15 protein-coding genes, 1 tRNA gene and 1 riboswitch are annotated in these 14650 nt (G+C 73.4%); of the genes, 6 read left to right on the top strand and 10 right to left on the bottom strand.

Going from position 1 to position 14650, the window contains the following annotated elements:
- Nucleotides 1-128 precede the first annotated feature (128 nt).
- The 3 genes from modA to modC are packed head-to-tail and all read left to right on the top strand — an operon-like array spanning nucleotide 129 to nucleotide 2729.
- On the top strand, nucleotides 129-920 hold the full coding sequence (gene modA, locus FHS87_RS03580) for a molybdate ABC transporter substrate-binding protein (RefSeq protein ID WP_184513919.1): 792 nt from the start codon (nucleotides 129-131) through the stop codon (nucleotides 918-920).
- Nucleotides 921-927: 7 nt separating this feature from the next.
- Nucleotides 928-1623 carry a molybdate ABC transporter permease subunit gene (modB, locus tag FHS87_RS03575; protein WP_184513917.1) on the top strand — a complete coding sequence of 232 codons (696 nt, stop codon included), beginning with the start codon at nucleotides 928-930 and terminating at the stop codon, nucleotides 1621-1623.
- Nucleotides 1623-2729, top strand: coding sequence for a molybdenum ABC transporter ATP-binding protein (modC, locus tag FHS87_RS03570; RefSeq protein ID WP_184513915.1), 1107 nt, complete (start codon nucleotides 1623-1625; stop codon nucleotides 2727-2729). The genes modB and modC overlap by 1 nt, the downstream gene beginning before the upstream one ends.
- Nucleotides 2730-2841: 112 nt before the next feature.
- Here the strand turns inward: modC and FHS87_RS03565 are convergent.
- A tRNA-Gly gene (locus FHS87_RS03565) sits at nucleotides 2842-2916 on the bottom strand.
- Between the two features lie 107 nt (nucleotides 2917-3023).
- A riboswitch (SAM riboswitch) is annotated at nucleotides 3024-3101 on the top strand.
- A gap of 45 nt (nucleotides 3102-3146) precedes the next feature.
- Between FHS87_RS03565 and metZ the strand changes: the two genes are divergently transcribed.
- The 3 genes from metZ (at nucleotide 3147) to folE (ending at nucleotide 5700) form a co-directional block, all read left to right on the top strand.
- Nucleotides 3147-4394, top strand: coding sequence for an O-succinylhomoserine sulfhydrylase (metZ, locus tag FHS87_RS03560; protein WP_184513913.1), 1248 nt, complete (start codon nucleotides 3147-3149; stop codon nucleotides 4392-4394).
- A gap of 91 nt (nucleotides 4395-4485) precedes the next feature.
- Complete coding sequence (gene apaG, locus FHS87_RS03555) at nucleotides 4486-4896, top strand: Co2+/Mg2+ efflux protein ApaG (protein WP_184513911.1); 411 nt, start codon at nucleotides 4486-4488, stop codon at nucleotides 4894-4896.
- 186 nt (nucleotides 4897-5082) lie between these two features.
- Nucleotides 5083-5700 (top strand): GTP cyclohydrolase I FolE, encoded by a 618-nt coding sequence (gene folE, locus FHS87_RS03550; protein WP_312861869.1) that lies wholly within the window; start codon nucleotides 5083-5085, stop codon nucleotides 5698-5700.
- Between the two features lie 31 nt (nucleotides 5701-5731).
- Here folE and FHS87_RS03545 read toward each other — a convergent pair whose 3' ends face one another.
- The 9 genes from FHS87_RS03545 to FHS87_RS23360 all read right to left on the bottom strand — a co-directional run bounded on the left by FHS87_RS03545 (nucleotide 5732) and on the right by FHS87_RS23360 (nucleotide 14591).
- Nucleotides 5732-6187, bottom strand: coding sequence for a hypothetical protein (locus FHS87_RS03545; RefSeq protein ID WP_184513907.1), 456 nt, complete (start codon nucleotides 6185-6187; stop codon nucleotides 5732-5734).
- Between the two features lie 51 nt (nucleotides 6188-6238).
- Nucleotides 6239-6832: a hypothetical protein gene (locus FHS87_RS03540; RefSeq protein WP_184513905.1), complete on the bottom strand. Its 594-nt coding sequence runs from the start codon at nucleotides 6830-6832 to the stop codon at nucleotides 6239-6241.
- A gap of 42 nt (nucleotides 6833-6874) precedes the next feature.
- Nucleotides 6875-7822, bottom strand: a complete 948-nt coding sequence (gene hslO, locus FHS87_RS03535) for an Hsp33 family molecular chaperone HslO (protein ID WP_312861866.1) — start codon at nucleotides 7820-7822, stop codon at nucleotides 6875-6877.
- Nucleotides 7823-7920: 98 nt separating this feature from the next.
- Nucleotides 7921-8634 carry a CBS domain-containing protein gene (locus FHS87_RS03530; protein ID WP_184513903.1) on the bottom strand — a complete coding sequence of 238 codons (714 nt, stop codon included), beginning with the start codon at nucleotides 8632-8634 and terminating at the stop codon, nucleotides 7921-7923.
- 70 nt (nucleotides 8635-8704) lie between these two features.
- Nucleotides 8705-10402, bottom strand: a complete 1698-nt coding sequence (locus tag FHS87_RS03525) for a methyl-accepting chemotaxis protein (RefSeq protein ID WP_184513901.1) — start codon at nucleotides 10400-10402, stop codon at nucleotides 8705-8707.
- A 75-nt stretch (nucleotides 10403-10477) separates the two neighbouring features.
- Nucleotides 10478-11431, bottom strand: a complete 954-nt coding sequence (gene argF / locus FHS87_RS03520) for an ornithine carbamoyltransferase (protein ID WP_184513899.1) — start codon at nucleotides 11429-11431, stop codon at nucleotides 10478-10480.
- On the bottom strand, nucleotides 11428-12633 hold the full coding sequence (locus FHS87_RS03515; RefSeq protein WP_184513897.1) for an aspartate aminotransferase family protein: 1206 nt from the start codon (nucleotides 12631-12633) through the stop codon (nucleotides 11428-11430). The genes argF and FHS87_RS03515 overlap by 4 nt, the downstream gene beginning before the upstream one ends.
- Before the next feature lie 182 nt (nucleotides 12634-12815).
- Nucleotides 12816-13193 carry a hypothetical protein gene (locus FHS87_RS03510; RefSeq protein ID WP_184513894.1) on the bottom strand — a complete coding sequence of 126 codons (378 nt, stop codon included), beginning with the start codon at nucleotides 13191-13193 and terminating at the stop codon, nucleotides 12816-12818.
- Between the two features lie 201 nt (nucleotides 13194-13394).
- Nucleotides 13395-14591 carry a PRC-barrel domain-containing protein gene (locus FHS87_RS23360; RefSeq protein WP_221299462.1) on the bottom strand — a complete coding sequence of 399 codons (1197 nt, stop codon included), beginning with the start codon at nucleotides 14589-14591 and terminating at the stop codon, nucleotides 13395-13397.
- Nucleotides 14592-14650 lie beyond the last annotated feature (59 nt).

Below are 14650 nucleotides of genomic sequence, written 5' to 3'. Positions count from 1 at the left end.
TAAGTTAAATCGGCATCCTTCAACAAGCCTCCGTTGCGTCAACACTCGCGATTCCCCTTTGTTGCGAACCACTTGCGAACAGGAAGGGCTACCGATATATCCGGGCGGGAACAGCGGTGGGTGCAGCCATGCGTCGTCTCCTCCTGCAGAACACGCTGGGAAGCGCCGTCATGGCCGGCCTTCTCTCCCTCGGCCTTCCCGCCCGGGCGCAGGAGGGGCCGACCGTCTTCGCTGCGGCCAGCCTCACCGACGCGATGCGCGCCCTCGGCGAGGCCTGGCGCAGCCGGGGCAACCCCGCGCCGCGCTTCTCCTTCGCCGCCTCATCCGCCCTCGCGCGGCAGATCGAGCAGGGCGCGCCCGCCGACCTCTTCGCCTCCGCCGACGAGCCCTGGATGGGCTATCTGCAGGAGCGCGGGCTGGTCGCGCAGGGCACGCGCGTCTCGCCGCTGGCCAACGCCCTGGTGCTCGTCGCCCCGGCGGACAGCGCGGCGGGGCCGGTCGAGCTCACCCGCGGCACCGACATCGCCGCCCTTCTCGGCAGGAGCGGGCGGATCGCGACGGGGGACCCCGCCCATGTTCCCGTCGGGAAGTACGCCCAGGCCGCGCTGAGCTGGATGGGCGTGTGGGAAGCGCTCTCGCCCCGCCTCGCGCGCGCCGACAACGTCCGCTCCGCCCTTCTCCTGGTCGAGCGGGGCGAGGCGCCGCTGGGCATCGTCTACGCCACGGACGCGGCGGCCTCGCGCGGGGTGCGCGTGATCGGCACCTTCCCCGCCGGGAGCCACCCGCCCATCACCCTCCCCTTCGCCCTCACCCGCCGCGGGGCGGACAACGAGGCCGCGCGCGCCTTCCTCACCTTCGCCACGGGGCCGGAGGCGGCGGAGACCTATCGCCGCCTCGGCTTCGCGCTCCGCACGGACTAGCCCCGCGGTGCTGACGCCGGAGGAATGGGAGGCGGTGCGGCTCAGCCTCGCGGTCGCGCTGCGCTCCGTCCTCTTCGGCCTTCCCCCGGCGGTGCTGGTCGCTTGGCTCCTGGCGCGCGGGCGCTTTCCCGGCAGGGCGCTGCTCGACGCGCTGGTCCACCTTCCCCTGGTCATGCCGCCGGTGGTGGTGGGCTGGCTGCTCCTCGTCACCTTCGGGCTGCGCGGGCCGGTGGGCGGGCTGCTCGACGGGCTATTCGGGATCCGCCTCGTCTTCACCACCGCCGGCGCCTCCCTCGCGACGGCGGTGATGTCCTTTCCCCTCATCGTGCGCGCGGTGCGGCTCAGCCTCGATGCGGTCGATCCCGGGCTGGAGGCGGCGGCGCGCAGCCTCGGCGCGGGGCCGCTGGACCGCTTCGCCACCGTCACCCTGCCCCTCATCGCGCCCGGCATCCTCTCCGGCGCCATCACCGGCTTCGCGGCGGGGCTCGGCGAGTTCGGTGCGGTGATCACCTTCGCCTCCAACATCCCGGGCGAGACGCAAACCCTGCCGCTCGCGATCTACAGCGCCACCCAGACCCCGGGCGGCGAGGCGGTCGCGGCGCGGCTGGCGGCCGTCTCCTTCACCCTGGCCATCGCCGGCCTGCTGCTGGCCGATCTCGCGGGCCGGCGCCTGAGCGTGCTGCTCGGCCGTCCGCCCCGCTGATGCTGGAACTCGCGCTGCGCCACCGCTTCCCCGGCCCGGGCGGCTTCCTGCTCGACGCGGATTTCGCCTCGCCCACGCCGGGGGTCACGGCGGTGTTCGGCCCCTCCGGCTGCGGAAAGTCCACCCTTCTCCAGGCCGTGGCGGGGCTGCTGCGGCCGGATGCCGGGCGGGTCGCGCTGGACGGCGAGGTGCTGCTCGACACCGCCGCCGGCATCGCGGTTCCGGCGGAGAAGCGGCGCTGCGGCGTGGTCTTCCAGGACGCGCGGCTCTTCCCGCACCTCTCCGTCAGGACGAACCTGCTCTACGGGCTGCGCCGGTCCCCGCGCGGCCTGCCGGGGCCGGGGCTGGAGGAGGTGGTGGATCTCCTCGGCATCGCCCCTCTCCTCCCCCGCCGCCCCGCCGCGCTCTCGGGCGGGGAGCGGCAGCGGGTGGCTCTCGGCCGCGCCCTTCTCTCCCGCCCCCGGCTGCTGCTGCTCGACGAGCCCCTGGCCGCGCTGGACGCGCCGCGCCGGGCGGAGGTGCTGCCCTATCTCGCCCGGGTGCGGGACCGGTTCCGCCTGCCTATGCTCCTCGTCACCCACGCGCTGGACGAGGTGGACCGGCTGGCGGACCACCTCGTGCTGATGGAGGCCGGGCGCGTCCTCGCCGCCGGCACGGTGGAGGCGCTCTCGGCGCGCACCGACCTCCCGCTGCTCGCCGGGCGGCGGGATGCGGGGGTGGTCCTCGCCTGCGCCGTGCTGGACCACGACGCCGCGCGCGGCCTGACCCGGCTGGGCTTTCCGGGCGGCGAGCTGCGCGTTCCCCTCCGGGACGAACCGGTGGGCACGGCGCTGCGCGTGCGGGTCCGGGCGCGCGACGTCTCGGTCGCCACCGAGGAGCCGCGCGGCCTCTCCGTGCAGAACGCGCTGCCGGCCGAGCTGGAGGCGATCGAGCCCGCCGCCCCGCACGAGGCGATGCTGCGGCTGCGCGTGGGTGGCGCGGTGCTGCTCGCCCGCGTGACGGGTGATGCGGTGGCGCGGCTCGGGCTGCGGCCGGGCGTGAAGGTCTGGGCGCTGGTGAAATCCGTTGCCTTCGCGGGCACGCCCAACCCGCCGGCAGCGGGCTGAGGAACAGGCTTCGGCACCCGGCCGGAACTGGGAAGGCACCGCACGATGATCTCGGAGGATTTAACTGGGAAACCGGCCCGGGGCCGGAGAGCCCTTCCCTCGGAAGGGTGGCTGGAGCGGGCGATGGGAATCGAACCCACGACATTCAGCTTGGGAAGCTGACGTTCTACCTCTGAACTACGCCCGCGCCGCACCACCACACCTAGCGCAGCCACCGCCCGCGCGCAATCCGGGCGGTAGCACGACTTGCCCGTGGAGGGGTGGGGCACTAACTTGGCGTGGGCGCCGTATCCACGGTGTCCAGCTCGCGATTTGTCGGCCAGCTTGCGGCGAGCCTAAAGAAACGCGCTAAACGGCCGTGGCGGGGGCTCTCCCCCGCCCGACCGGGCCATCCGTGACTGTGATGGAACGCCCGCGATGCCCAGGACCCTTCCGGACCTCCCGCTCCGCCCCGCCACCCTGCTGGTGCGCGGCGGCCAGAACCGCTCCTCCTTCGACGAGATGTCCGAAGCGGTGCACCTCACCTCGGGCTTCATGTACGAGAGCGCGGCCCAAGCCGAGGACACCTTCCTCGGCACGGTGAAGCACTACCAGTACTCCCGCTTCGGCAACCCGACGATCGAGGCGCTGCAGGGCAAGCTCGCCGCGCTGGAGGGCGCCGAGGCCTGCCGCGTGACGGCCTCGGGCATGGCGGCCGTCCATTCGGCGATGCTGGCCCATTTGAAGGCGGGGGACCGGGTGGTGGCCTCGCGCGCGCTCTTCGGCTCCTGCCACTGGATCGTCTCCACCCTCCTGCCGCGCTACGGCATCGAGACCGTCTTCGTGGACGGCACCGATCTCGACCAGTGGCGCGACGCCTTCCGGAAGCCGGCCGCGCTCGTCCTGCTGGAGACGCCCTCCAACCCGATGCTGGAACTGGTGGACCTGCCGGCCGTCGCCGAGATGGCCCATGCCGCCGGGGCAATCGTAGTGGTGGACAACGTCTTCGCCACGCCGCTGCTCCAGAAGCCGCTCACCATGGGCGCCGACGTCGTCGTCTACTCCGCCACCAAGCATTTCGACGGCCAGGGACGCGTGCTCGGCGGCGCGGTGCTGGGCTCGGCGAAGTGGGTGGACGAGGTGCTGCAGCCCTTCATCCGCAACACCGGGCCGAGCATCTCCCCCTTCAACGCCTGGGTGATCCTGAAGGGGCTGGAGACGCTGCACCTGCGCCTGCCAGCGATGTGCGCGAATGCGGCGAAGGTGGCGGACTTCCTCTCCTCCCGCCCGGAGGTGTCGCGCACCCTCTACCCCTTCCTCGACAGCCACCCGCAGCAGGCGCTGGCGAAGCGCCAGATGTCGGCCGGCGGCTCGCTCGTCACCTTCGACGTGGAAGGCGGGAAGGAGGCGGCCTTCCGCGTGCTGGACGCGCTGAGGCTCATCGACATCTCCAACAACCTCGGCGACGCGCGCAGCATGGTGACCCACCCCGCCACCACCACCCACATGAAGGTGGGCCCGGAGGAGCGCGCGCGGCTCGGCATCACGGATGGCACCGTGCGCTTCTCCGTGGGGCTGGAGGACGTGCAGGACCTGATCGACGACCTCTCCCAGGCGCTGGACGGGCTGCGCGGCAAGGGCGGCGGCTCCGTCGGCGTGGCGAAGGCCGCCGGCCCCGCGCGCTGATCGGGACCCGGCGCGGCGCGCGGTGGACGCGGTGCCGCGCCGGGTGGCAGGCTGCCCCGCACCGGGGCAGGCAGGAAGAGGAGAAGGGGGCATGAGCGAGGCCGGCGCCTTCACGGCCGTCACGCGGGGGCTGCGCGTCACGGTGCGCACCTTCTACCTCGCGGACCAGTCGAACCCGGAGGAAGGACGCTACGTCTGGGCCTATCGCGTCCGCATCGGCAATGAGGGGCGCGAGACGGTGCAACTCATGAAGCGCAGCTGGCAGATCACGGACGCGCTCGGCCGCACGCAGCACGTCCACGGCGACGGGGTAGTGGGGGAGCAGCCGGTCCTCGAGCCCGGGGAGGCCTTCGAGTACACCTCGGGCACGCCGCTCGCGACCCCTTCGGGCTTCATGCGCGGCCGCTACCACATGGTCGTGCCCGATACCGGCGAGACCTTCGATGCCGAGATCCCCGCCTTCAGCCTCGACAGCCCGCATGGCCAGGTGACGCTGAACTAGGGCCCGGCCGCGGGGAAGGCGCACCGGGCGCGGACCCGGCCAGCTTTCCCTGCGCTTCCCCCCGCCCCATCATGGGACGACTGCGCCAGCCGCCGGCACCACTGACCGGCACAGTCCCCGTGCCCCCGAGGATACACGACCGTGACCGATCCCCTGCCCGAGACCCAGGCCGCCGCGGAGGACCCCGTGCCCGTTCCCGCGGACCTCGCCGGCCACCCCCGCCCGACCCAGGCCGAGGCCGAGGCGGCCGTCCGCACCCTCCTCCTCTGGGCCGGGGACGATCCGGACCGGGAGGGGCTGCTGGACACACCCAAGCGCGTGGCCAAGTCCTATCGCGAGCTCTTCGCCGGCTACTCCACCGATCCCGTCCAGCTTCTCCAGCGCTCCTTCGAGGAGGTGGCGGGCTATGACGAGATGGTCGTGCTGCGCGACATCCGGCTGGAGAGCCATTGCGAGCACCACATGGTGCCCATCATTGGCCGGGCGCATATCGGCTACCTCCCGCGCGGGCGGGTGATCGGCATCAGCAAGCTCGCGCGGGTGGTGGACGCCTTCGCCAAGCGCCTGCAGATCCAGGAGAAGCTGACGGCGCAGATCGCCAATGCCATCAACGACGTGCTGGACCCCCTCGGCGTCGCCGTGGTGCTGGAGGCCGCGCACCAGTGCATGACCACGCGCGGCGTCCACAAGCACGGCGTGACCATGGTGACGAGCACCATGCTCGGCGCCTTCCGCAAGGATCACGCGACGCGGCGGGAGTTCCTCTCCATCATCAACGGCCGCAGCGGCACCTTCGAGGGTTGAGGCGCGGGGAGAGACGCCCCGCGCCCCGCGATCAGCAGTCCCGGCGGTAGTAGCCGGCCGAACGCTCGGCCCGCGCCGCGTCCCCATAGCTGCCGGTGACCGCGGCCTGCTGCTGCGCGCCGGCGGCGGCAGCATAGGCCTGGCGGCAGTAGGGATCGGCGGGCGCCGCGGCATAGGCCCCGGCGGGCGGCACCGCGCGGTACTCGCCCTGGCCCACATAGGCGGGCATCGGCGTGGCATAGCCCGGCGCCGTCGCATAGGGCTGGGGAGCGGGCAGGTAGCCCGGCTGGGCGACATAGCCGGGCTGAGTGGCATAGCCCGGCTGGGTGACGTAACCGGGCTGCGTGACGTAGCCGGGCTGGGCGACGTAGCCCGTCGTCACCGGGGCCGCCCCGTAATAGGAATCCGCCGGATCGGGCGCGCAGGCGGCGAGGCCCAGGCCGAGCGCGAGGGCCGGCACGAGAGCAACGGCACGGATGCGGTTCATTGCGTTTCTCCTTCGATAGAAGAAGCGCGCCATCCCGCCTCCGGGTTGCGGTCAGCCCCGGGGCAGGTCCTGGCGCTGGATTCCCTCGGGCGTGTCCACCGGCGCCACGGGGGCGGTGGGCGTCGTCTCCAGCAGCCAGTCGCGCAGGTTGCGCCGGACCTGGAGCTCGAACTCCACGTTCAGGTCCTCCATGGCGCGGATCACCACCGTCTCGGCGGCGCGGGCACGGGCGGCGGCGCTGCTGCCCGTTCCGCTCATGGCGCGGCGCGCCTCGGCCTCGGCGAAGGCGACGCGGCGGTCGGCGTCCAGCACCTCCACCCCGGCGCGGAGCAGCACGGAAACGGAGTCGCCGGCCCAGGCGAGGCTCGCGGCCTCCACCACGAAGCGGGCGCGGTTCGTGGTGCCGGAGGGAATGATCCGGTCCCGCCCCATCCGCGCCACCTCGGCGGCCGGCACGATCGGCGCGGGCGGGTCGGCGCGGAGGCCGGCGGGGTTCTCCACCACCTCCATGTCGGCCACGTTCAGCCGCAGGGGCGTGAGCCAGGCATAGCCCTCGATCCGCGGCACCGGGGCGGGCGGGGGCTCCCGCCCTCCGCAGGCCAGCAGCAGCAACGGCGCGCCGAGCGCGAGGCGACGTGCGATCATCTCTGCGGGGTCCTCCGGAAAGCCGGCCACCGCGTTAGCCGATCAGGCCCGCCCGGCGCCACCCCTCACCTCGCTCCGGTCGAAGCGGAAGGCGACGTTGCAGAACTCGCAGTTCATGGTGATCTGCCCGTGATCGGCCATGTCGTCGAGGTCGCTCTCGGGAAAGCCCTGGAGCACGCCTGCCAGCCGCGCGCGGGAGCAGCGGCAGCCATAGGAGAGCGCGCGCGGGCGGTCCAGCAGCAGGCCCTCCGCGTGGAAGAGGCGGTGCAGCAGCATGTCCGAGGCCAGGGCGTCATCCAGCATCTCCGCTTCCGTGACCGTCGCGGCCAGGGTGGTGGCGGTGAGCCAGGCGTCGTCGGCCTCCTCATTCGCCAACCCATCGATCCCGCCCTCGGCGGCCACGCGCTCCAGGATCAGCGCCGTGGCGCGCCAGCCCCCCGGCGTACGGCGGCAGGACAGGCGCACGAAGGCCTGGAGCTGCTCGGAGGTGCGGAAGTAGCTGTCCGTCATCTCGGCCAGGGTGTCGCCCTCAATGGCGACGATGCCCTGGTAGCGGTCCATGTCCGGCCCCTGGTCGCAGGTGAAGGCGAGATAGCCCTTGCCCAGCAGGTCGCCCGCCTCGCCCATGGGGGAGCCCTCGGCGCGGGCATAGCCGCGGAGCTCGCCGGCATCGGTGCAGTCGGCCAGCAGCATCGGCACGGGGCCGTTGCCCTTGGCCTGGAGGGAGAAGGAGCCGCGGAACTTCAGCGCCGCGGCGAGCCCGGCGGTCAGCGCCAGGGACTCGCCCAGCAGGCGCGACACGTCCTCGGGCAGCTCGTGGCGGGCGATCAGCGCATCGGCCAGCACGCCGAGCCGCACGAGGCGGCCGCGAACCGGCCGCCCCTCCAGGTGGAAGGGCAGGATGGCGCGGGGAACGACCATGTCCGGCACGGGCGGCCGGTCATGGTTCAGGAAATCGGGGGTCTCGGAGGGGCGGGTCACGTCTTGCACCCGCCCTAGATAGTCAGCCCGGGCCCCGACCGACAGGGCCGGGCGCCCGCGCCGCGTGCATGGCGCCCCGCCCCGCCAGCGCCCTCAACGGGGGACGCTCAGTAGAGGGCGTTCTGGGGGATGCCGTCCTGCATGTTGTCCACCACCCCGCGCACGCCCTCCACCCGGTGGGCGATGGCCTGGAGGCCGCGCCGGACGGCCGGGGAGCGGGCGAAGCCCTGGAACTCCACCATCCCGTTCTCCACGGAGACGAAGGTGAAGACCGTGTCGGCCCAGGGCTGCTCCCGGATCTCCCTCAGCACCGCGTCCCGGATGCGCTCGTCCTCGGCCCCGACGCCCAGCTTCGCCGGCGGGACGAGCAGCGCCTGGAGCAGGTCCGCGCGGGAGACGATCCCCACCAGCCGGTCCCCGCGCAGCACGGGCACGCGGCGGATGCCCCGCTCCTCCATGATGTGGGCGATGTGCTCGGCCGAGGTGTCCTCGTCGACGGTGATGAGGTCGCGCGTCATTACGTCCTCGGCGAGCATGCCGTGCACCTGGGCGTAGCGCTCGGCATCGCGGTCGCGGTTGCCGAGGAGCCGGTGCAGCAGGCCGGGCCGGCGGTCCTCAGCGCCGGCGAGGCGGCGGATGAGGTCCAGCTCGGTCACGATGCCGAGCAGCCGCCCGTCATTGCCCGCGACAGGAACGGCGGAGAAGCCGCGCTCGGCCAGCAGGCGCGCGAGGGACGAGACGGGCATGGAGGGGGGAACGCAGACCACCTCGCGCGTCATCAGGTCGCGGGCGGAAAGGGATTCCATCAGGGCGGCGGACATCGGATGCCTCCAGGGCGCTTGTGCCTGGGGCCAGACTGATCCTGCGCCCTTGGACCTGCCTTGATCTGCGTCAACCCTCGCGGATGCGGCGCACGGCCTGGGCCAAGCCCTGCTCCAGCGCGCCGCCCTGGCGCGCGATGCTGTCGGCAGCATCGTGCAGCCGCGCCAGCCCGTCGCGCGCCGCGGTCATCTCGGCCTGCACGGCCTGCGCCTCGCTCGCCGCGCCATCGGCATCGTCGGAGGCGGCCGCGGCGGCACGGGCGATGTCCCGGGTGGCTCCCCCCTGCTGCTCGACCGCGGTCGCGATCGCGCCTGTCACGGCCTCCATGCGCGCCACCACGGCGCCGATCTCCTGGATCGAGCGGACAGCCCTCTCCGCCTCGCCCCGCATCCCCTCGATCTGGCTGCCGATCTCATCCGTCGCCTTGGCGGTCTGGCTGGCGAGGGACTTCACCTCGCTCGCCACCACGGCGAAGCCCTTGCCGGCCTCGCCCGCCCGCGCCGCCTCGATCGTGGCGTTGAGGGCCAGCAGGTTCGTCTGCCCCGCGATGTCGCCGATCAGCCGCACCACCTCCCCGATCCGGGTGGCCGCCCCGGTCAGCCCCGCCACCGTCTCGTCCGAGGCGCGGACGGCCGCGACGACCTCCTGCGAGACGGCGGTCCCGGCCTGCACCTGCCGCGCGATCTCGGCGACGCTGGCCGCCAGTTCCTCCGCGGCCGCGGCCACGGTGGTGATGTTGCTCCCGGCCTGCCGCGCGCGGTCCGACGCGCCGTCGGCCAGACGGCCTGCCCCGTCCGCCGCCGCCGAGGCGCCGTCCGACGAGGCGTTCAGCGCGCGCACGGCCTCGCCCAGCCCGAGCACCACGCCGCCGAGCGACCGCTCCAGCCCGTCCGCGATCTCGCCGCGGGCCGCCTCCCGCGCGCGCTCCTCCTCCTGGCGGCGGGTCCTGGCCTCCTGCTCCAGCGCCGCGTTGCGGGTGGAGGCCTCCTCCAGCGCGGAGACGGCGCGCGCCAGGTCGCCCAGCTCGTCGCGCCGATCGAGGCAGGGCACGGGGCCCTGGTGGCGCCGTCCTCCCGCCGCATCGCGGAGGATGCGGACGAGGTTCCGCAGCGGCCGCAGCGTCCAGGAGATGGCGAACCAGCCGAGCAGGCAGGCCAGCAGGCCGCAGCCCGCGGCCGTCAGCAGCGAGGCCCGCTGCGCCTCCGCCACGGCCGCGAGCGCCTGGGCCAGCGGCACGCCGACGAAGAGGATCCCGACCTGCCGCCCGGCGGCGTCGCGCAGCGGCTCGTAGATGGTAAGGTGCGGGGTGCCGAGAATGTCGGCCCGGCCCTGATAGGTGCGGCCGGACCCGATGACGGTGTCATGGACGGGTCCCGGGGCGAGCTTCGTCCCCACCCCGCGCGTGCCGTCGGGGCGGCGCACATTGGTGGCCACCCTGACGTCGCCGGCGAAGATGGTGGCCACGGCGCCCCCGATGCGCTGCACGCTGTCCACGATGTCGTCGCGGCCGTTCAGCGCCGTGTTGCCGACCAGCAGGCGTCCCTCCTCCAGCCGCGCACCCTCACCCTGCCGGGCGACAAGATCGCGCAGGAGGGCGAGGTTGACGGTCAGCGAGCCCTGGGCCGCCTCCATCTCGCGCTGGTCGAGCCGCTGCTGCATCACGGCTTCGAGCACCGCCACGGCGGCCAGCACGGAGACGAGGAGGATGGCGATCAGCCGCGGCACGAGGCCGAAGCGCGCCGAGAGACGGGTCAGGATGGAGGGCAAAGCAGGGTCCTCTGGTCGGTCACCCAGAGAATGCGTGAGCCTTCTTAACCCCGCGTGAAACGCCGGAGGGCTGCCCTATCCCGCGCCCAGCGCCCAGAGCAGCACGCCCTTCTGCGCGTGCAGCCGATTCTCCGCCTCGTCGAAGACCACGCTCTGCGGGCCGTCGATCACCTCCTCGGTGATCTCCTCCCCGCGATGGGCGGGCAGGCAGTGCATCACAATGGCATCGGGCGCCGCGTGGCGCATCAGCGCGGCGTTGAGCTGGTAGGGCGCGAGGAGGTTGTGGCGGTTCGTGGTGGCCGCATCCGGCTTCTCATCGGACATGGAGACCCAGGTATCCGTCACCACGCAGCGCGCGCCGCGCACGGCCTCGGCGGGATCGCCTGTCTCCTCGATCCGCGCGCCCTCGCGCCGCGCCCAGGCCACGAGATCGGCCGGCGCCCGCAGCGCCTCGGGCGTCGCGAGGCGGAGGGTGAAGTCGAAGCGCGCGGCGGCCTGGATGAAGGACTGGGCCACGTTGTTGCCGTCTCCCGTCCAGGCGACCGTCTGCCCGGCGATCGGGCCGCGATGCTCCTCGAAGGTGAGCACGTCGGCCATGATCTGGCAGGGATGCGACACGTCGGTCAGCCCGTTGATCACCGGCACCGTCGCGTGCTCCGCCAGGCCGCGCAGCTTCGACACGTCGTCCGTGCGGAGCATGATGGCATCGACGTAGCGGGAGAGGACCTTGGCGGTGTCGGCCGGGGTTTCCCCGCGGCCGAGCTGCATGTCCCGCCCCGAGAGCACCACCGCGTGCCCGCCGAGCTGGGTGATGCCCACCTCGAAGGAGACGCGCGTGCGGGTGGATGGCTTCTCGAAGATCAGCGCCACCGACTTGCCCGCCAGCGGCTTGCCGCCCACGCGCCCGGCCTTCGCCTCGCGCGCGAGGTCGAGCATGCGGCGGAGCGTCGGCGCGTCGAAGTCCATGATCTCGAGGAAGTGGCGGGGGGCTGCGAGCCCCCCCTCCACGGTCTTCAGGGCGGCGCTCACTTCGCCGCCGCCTTCGCCTCGCCCGGCGTCATGCGCAGGCAGGCGCGGTCGAGCAGGCGCAGCGCCTCGTCCGCCTCGGCCTCGGTGATGATGAGCGGCGGCGCGACGCGCAGCACGTTCATCCCCGCCGCCACCGTCAGCAGGCCCTCCGCCACGGCGGCGCCCTGCATTTCGGAGTTGGAGACGGCGTCCTGCAGCCGGAGGCCGAGCAGCAGCCCCGCGCCCTGCACGCCCGCCACCACCTTCGGGTGGCGCTCCGCGAGGCCGAGCATGCCGCGCCAGAGATGGCGCGCGACGCGGTCCACGCCGTCGAGGAAGCCGGGCGCGAGGATCACGTCCAGCACGGCATTGCCGGCCGCGCAGGCGAGCGGGTTGCCGCCATAGGTGCTGCCATGGGTGCCGGGCTTGAGGTGCACCGCCACCTTCTCCCGCGCCAGGGTGGCGCCGAGCGGGAAACCGCCGCCGATACCCTTGGCCGAGGAGATGATGTCCGGCTCGATCCCGGCCCATTCATAGGCCCATAGCTTGCCGGAGCGGCCCATGCCGGTCTGCACCTCGTCGAGCGCCAGCAGCAGGCCGAACTCGTCGCAGACGGCGCGCAGCTCGCGCAGGAAGCGCAGGTCGGCCGGGCGCACGCCGCCCTCGCCCTGCACCGGCTCGATCATGATCGCCGCCGTCTCCTTCGTGATCGCCTGCCGGACGGCGTTCATGTTGCCGAAGGGAACGTGATCGAAGCCTTCCACCGGTGGGCCGAAGCCCTCCAGGTACTTCGGGTTGCCGGTGGCCGAGATCATGGCCAGCGTGCGGCCGTGGAAGGCGCCCTCGAAGCAGATGGTGCGGAAGCGCTCGGGACGGCCCTCGGCGGCGTGGTATTTCCGCACCGCCTTCACCATCGCCTCGTTCGCCTCGGCGCCCGAATTGGAGAAGTAGACGCTGTCCGCGAAGGGAGTCGCCTCCACCAGCCGCGCGGCGAGGCGCTCGGCCTGCGGCACGCGGTAGAGGTTGGAGGTGTGCATCACCCGCCCCGCCTGCTCGGCGATGGCGGAGACGAGATGCGGGTTGCCGTGGCCCAGGCTGCTGGTCGCGATCCCGGCCCCGAAATCGAGGAATCGTCGGCCCTGCGCGTCCCACAGCCAGGCGCCCTCGCCCCGCTCGAAGGCGAGGTCGGCACGGTTGTAGTTCGGCATCAGGGGGGGGATCACGCGGCGTGGCCCTCCGGTAGCCCCGCGGGCGAGGCGGTTATCGCGGCGCCGGGCGGGAAGCCGGCGAGGATGCAGGAAAGCGAATCACCGGTCAAAGCGTGACAGGGATGCGAAACGCGAGGGGCGGCGGCCCTGCGGCCACCGCCCCCCCTTTCTGCGCGCGGGCTGGCCGCGCGCCGCGATCAGCGGCGGTTGCGGCGGCGCTCGGCCGGCGTCGGGCAGGTGCTCGGATCGGTCGTGCCGAGGGCGCGGGAGACCTGCGTGCCCGGCGGGTTGCCCGGCGAGCAGTCGTCCTGCCGCGGATAGGCACCCGAGACATCCGTGCCGGCCGCGCGGTCGAAGGCGCGCTCGGCGGCGGTGCCGGTCGGGTTGCCCGGGCGGCCATCGGCCGGGGTGCGGTCGCCGGTCACGGAGTCGACCGCGCGCTGCGTCGCGGTGGAGGGCGGGTTGCCCGGCGCGCCGTCGCGGCGGCCGGCGGTGTTCAACGGGTCGCTGCTGCAGGCCGCGAGGGCACCGAGGGTGAGGGCGAGCACGGTGGCGCGGAAGGTGGTGGACAGCATCGGATGCCTTCTCCGGTCGGTTGTTCTGATCCCGCATGTCTCGCCGGGACCTGTGAGGGCAACGCGACATCCCGGCGGTGGTTCCGCTTTCCGTTGCGTCATCTTTTCATTTTTGAGCACCGTGTCGCATGGCACGAAACGAGAAAGGGGTCCGGACGCCTTCGCGTCCGGACCCCCGTCAATGCCGCAGGAAGAAGCCGATCAGCCGCGGCGCGCGGCGTCGTAGGAGTAGGCGGGAAGCGAGGTCAGGCTCTCCCGCGTCGCGCCGGTGATCGTCCAGCGGTTGTCGGCCGCCGACCAGCGGAGGTCGGACATCGGCACGGCCACGAGCTTCGCACCGATCCCGAGGAAGCCGCCGACCGAGACGATCGCCATGGGCGAAGAGCCGCCCGAGGCGAGGACGAGGTCATCCACCGAGCCGATGGCCTCGTTGCGCTCGTTGTAGACGCTGGAGCCGATGATGCGGCTCGCCCGGTCCGTCTGCGCCATCGGGGCCGTGGCGGCGGTGCCGCCGGAGGCGGTGGCTGCCGCGCCACCCGAAGCGGCACCCGCCGTGGCGCCGGCCGCCGGCATGCTGCCCGGGCCGTTGGGGTTGGCGGGGGCATTACCGGCCGCCTGGTTCTGCAGCGGCACGCTCGTCGTGCCGGCGCGGGCCTGGCCGCCATCGGGGGTGGCGTTCACGGCGCCGGGCTGGGTCTGGCCGGGGCCCTGGGCGCCGCTCGCGCCACGGTTCACCGCCTGGTTGCTGCCCATGGCGCCGGGATTGGCGTTGGCGGCGGCGGGCTCGTTCTCGCGGTCAGCGGCGGGGCTGCGGCCCGTCGTGCTCGCGCGGGTGCCGTCGGTCGCCGGCCCCTCGTTCTGCGGGAAGGCGCCGGAGATGTTGGTGCCGAGCGCGCGGTCCACGCCGCGGCTGACCGCCGTGCCCGGCGGGTTGCCGGCGGTGCCGTCCGGCTGGTTGTTCGTGTTCGCCGGATCGCCGGCGCGCTGGTTCGCGCCGCTGGCGCTGTCGGTCGCGCGGTCGGCGGCGCGGCCGAGCGCGGTGCCGGGCGGGTTGCCGGGGGTGCCGTCAGGCCGGTTCTGGGTGTTCAGCGGGTCGCCCGCGCGCTGGTTCGCCTCGGCGGCGTTGTTACCGGCACGCTCCGTCGCTCCGCTCACGGCATTGCCCGCGCGCTCCGCGGCCCGGCCGACCGCCGTGCCCGGGGGATTGCCCGGCGTGCCGTCGGCCGGGGTGCGGTTGCCCGTCGCGGCATCGGCCGCGCGCTGGGTGGCGGTGGAGGGCGGGTTGCCCGGCGCGCCGTCGCGCGGCTGGGACTGGCTCTGGGCGAATGCCGGGAGGGCGAGCAGGGCAGCAGCAGCGGTGAGGCCCATCAGGCTGGACTTGTAGGATCGATTGGTCATCGGCGTCTCCTTACGGCGTCGTCTGAGTCGTGCGGCTGGAACGCCCGCCGGCGAGGGGG

It is taken from the genome of Muricoccus pecuniae, from assembly GCF_014199205.1.
Lineage (GTDB): Bacteria > Pseudomonadota > Alphaproteobacteria > Acetobacterales > Acetobacteraceae > Roseomonas > Roseomonas pecuniae.
Note: the sequence above shows the minus strand (reverse complement) of the source record. Positions and strands in the feature narration are given on the sequence as shown.

Bases quoted from the DNA above. Each gene is read 5' to 3' on its own strand.
- FHS87_RS03540 (WP_184513905.1), bottom strand. From the start codon at position 6,832: ATGATCGCACGTCGCCTCGCGCTCGGCGCGCCGTTGCTGCTGCTGGCC.
- apaG (WP_184513911.1), top strand. From the start codon at position 4,486: ATGAGCGAGGCCGGCGCCTTCACGGCCGTCACGCGGGGGCTGCGCGTC.
- FHS87_RS23360 (WP_221299462.1), bottom strand. From the start codon at position 14,591: ATGACCAATCGATCCTACAAGTCCAGCCTGATGGGCCTCACCGCTGCT.
- FHS87_RS03510 (WP_184513894.1), bottom strand. From the start codon at position 13,193: ATGCTGTCCACCACCTTCCGCGCCACCGTGCTCGCCCTCACCCTCGGT.
- metZ (WP_184513913.1), top strand. From the start codon at position 3,147: ATGCCCAGGACCCTTCCGGACCTCCCGCTCCGCCCCGCCACCCTGCTG.
- FHS87_RS03545 (WP_184513907.1), bottom strand. From the start codon at position 6,187: ATGAACCGCATCCGTGCCGTTGCTCTCGTGCCGGCCCTCGCGCTCGGC.
- modC (WP_184513915.1), top strand. From the start codon at position 1,623: ATGCTGGAACTCGCGCTGCGCCACCGCTTCCCCGGCCCGGGCGGCTTC.
- modA (WP_184513919.1), top strand. From the start codon at position 129: ATGCGTCGTCTCCTCCTGCAGAACACGCTGGGAAGCGCCGTCATGGCC.
- FHS87_RS03530 (WP_184513903.1), bottom strand. From the start codon at position 8,634: ATGTCCGCCGCCCTGATGGAATCCCTTTCCGCCCGCGACCTGATGACG.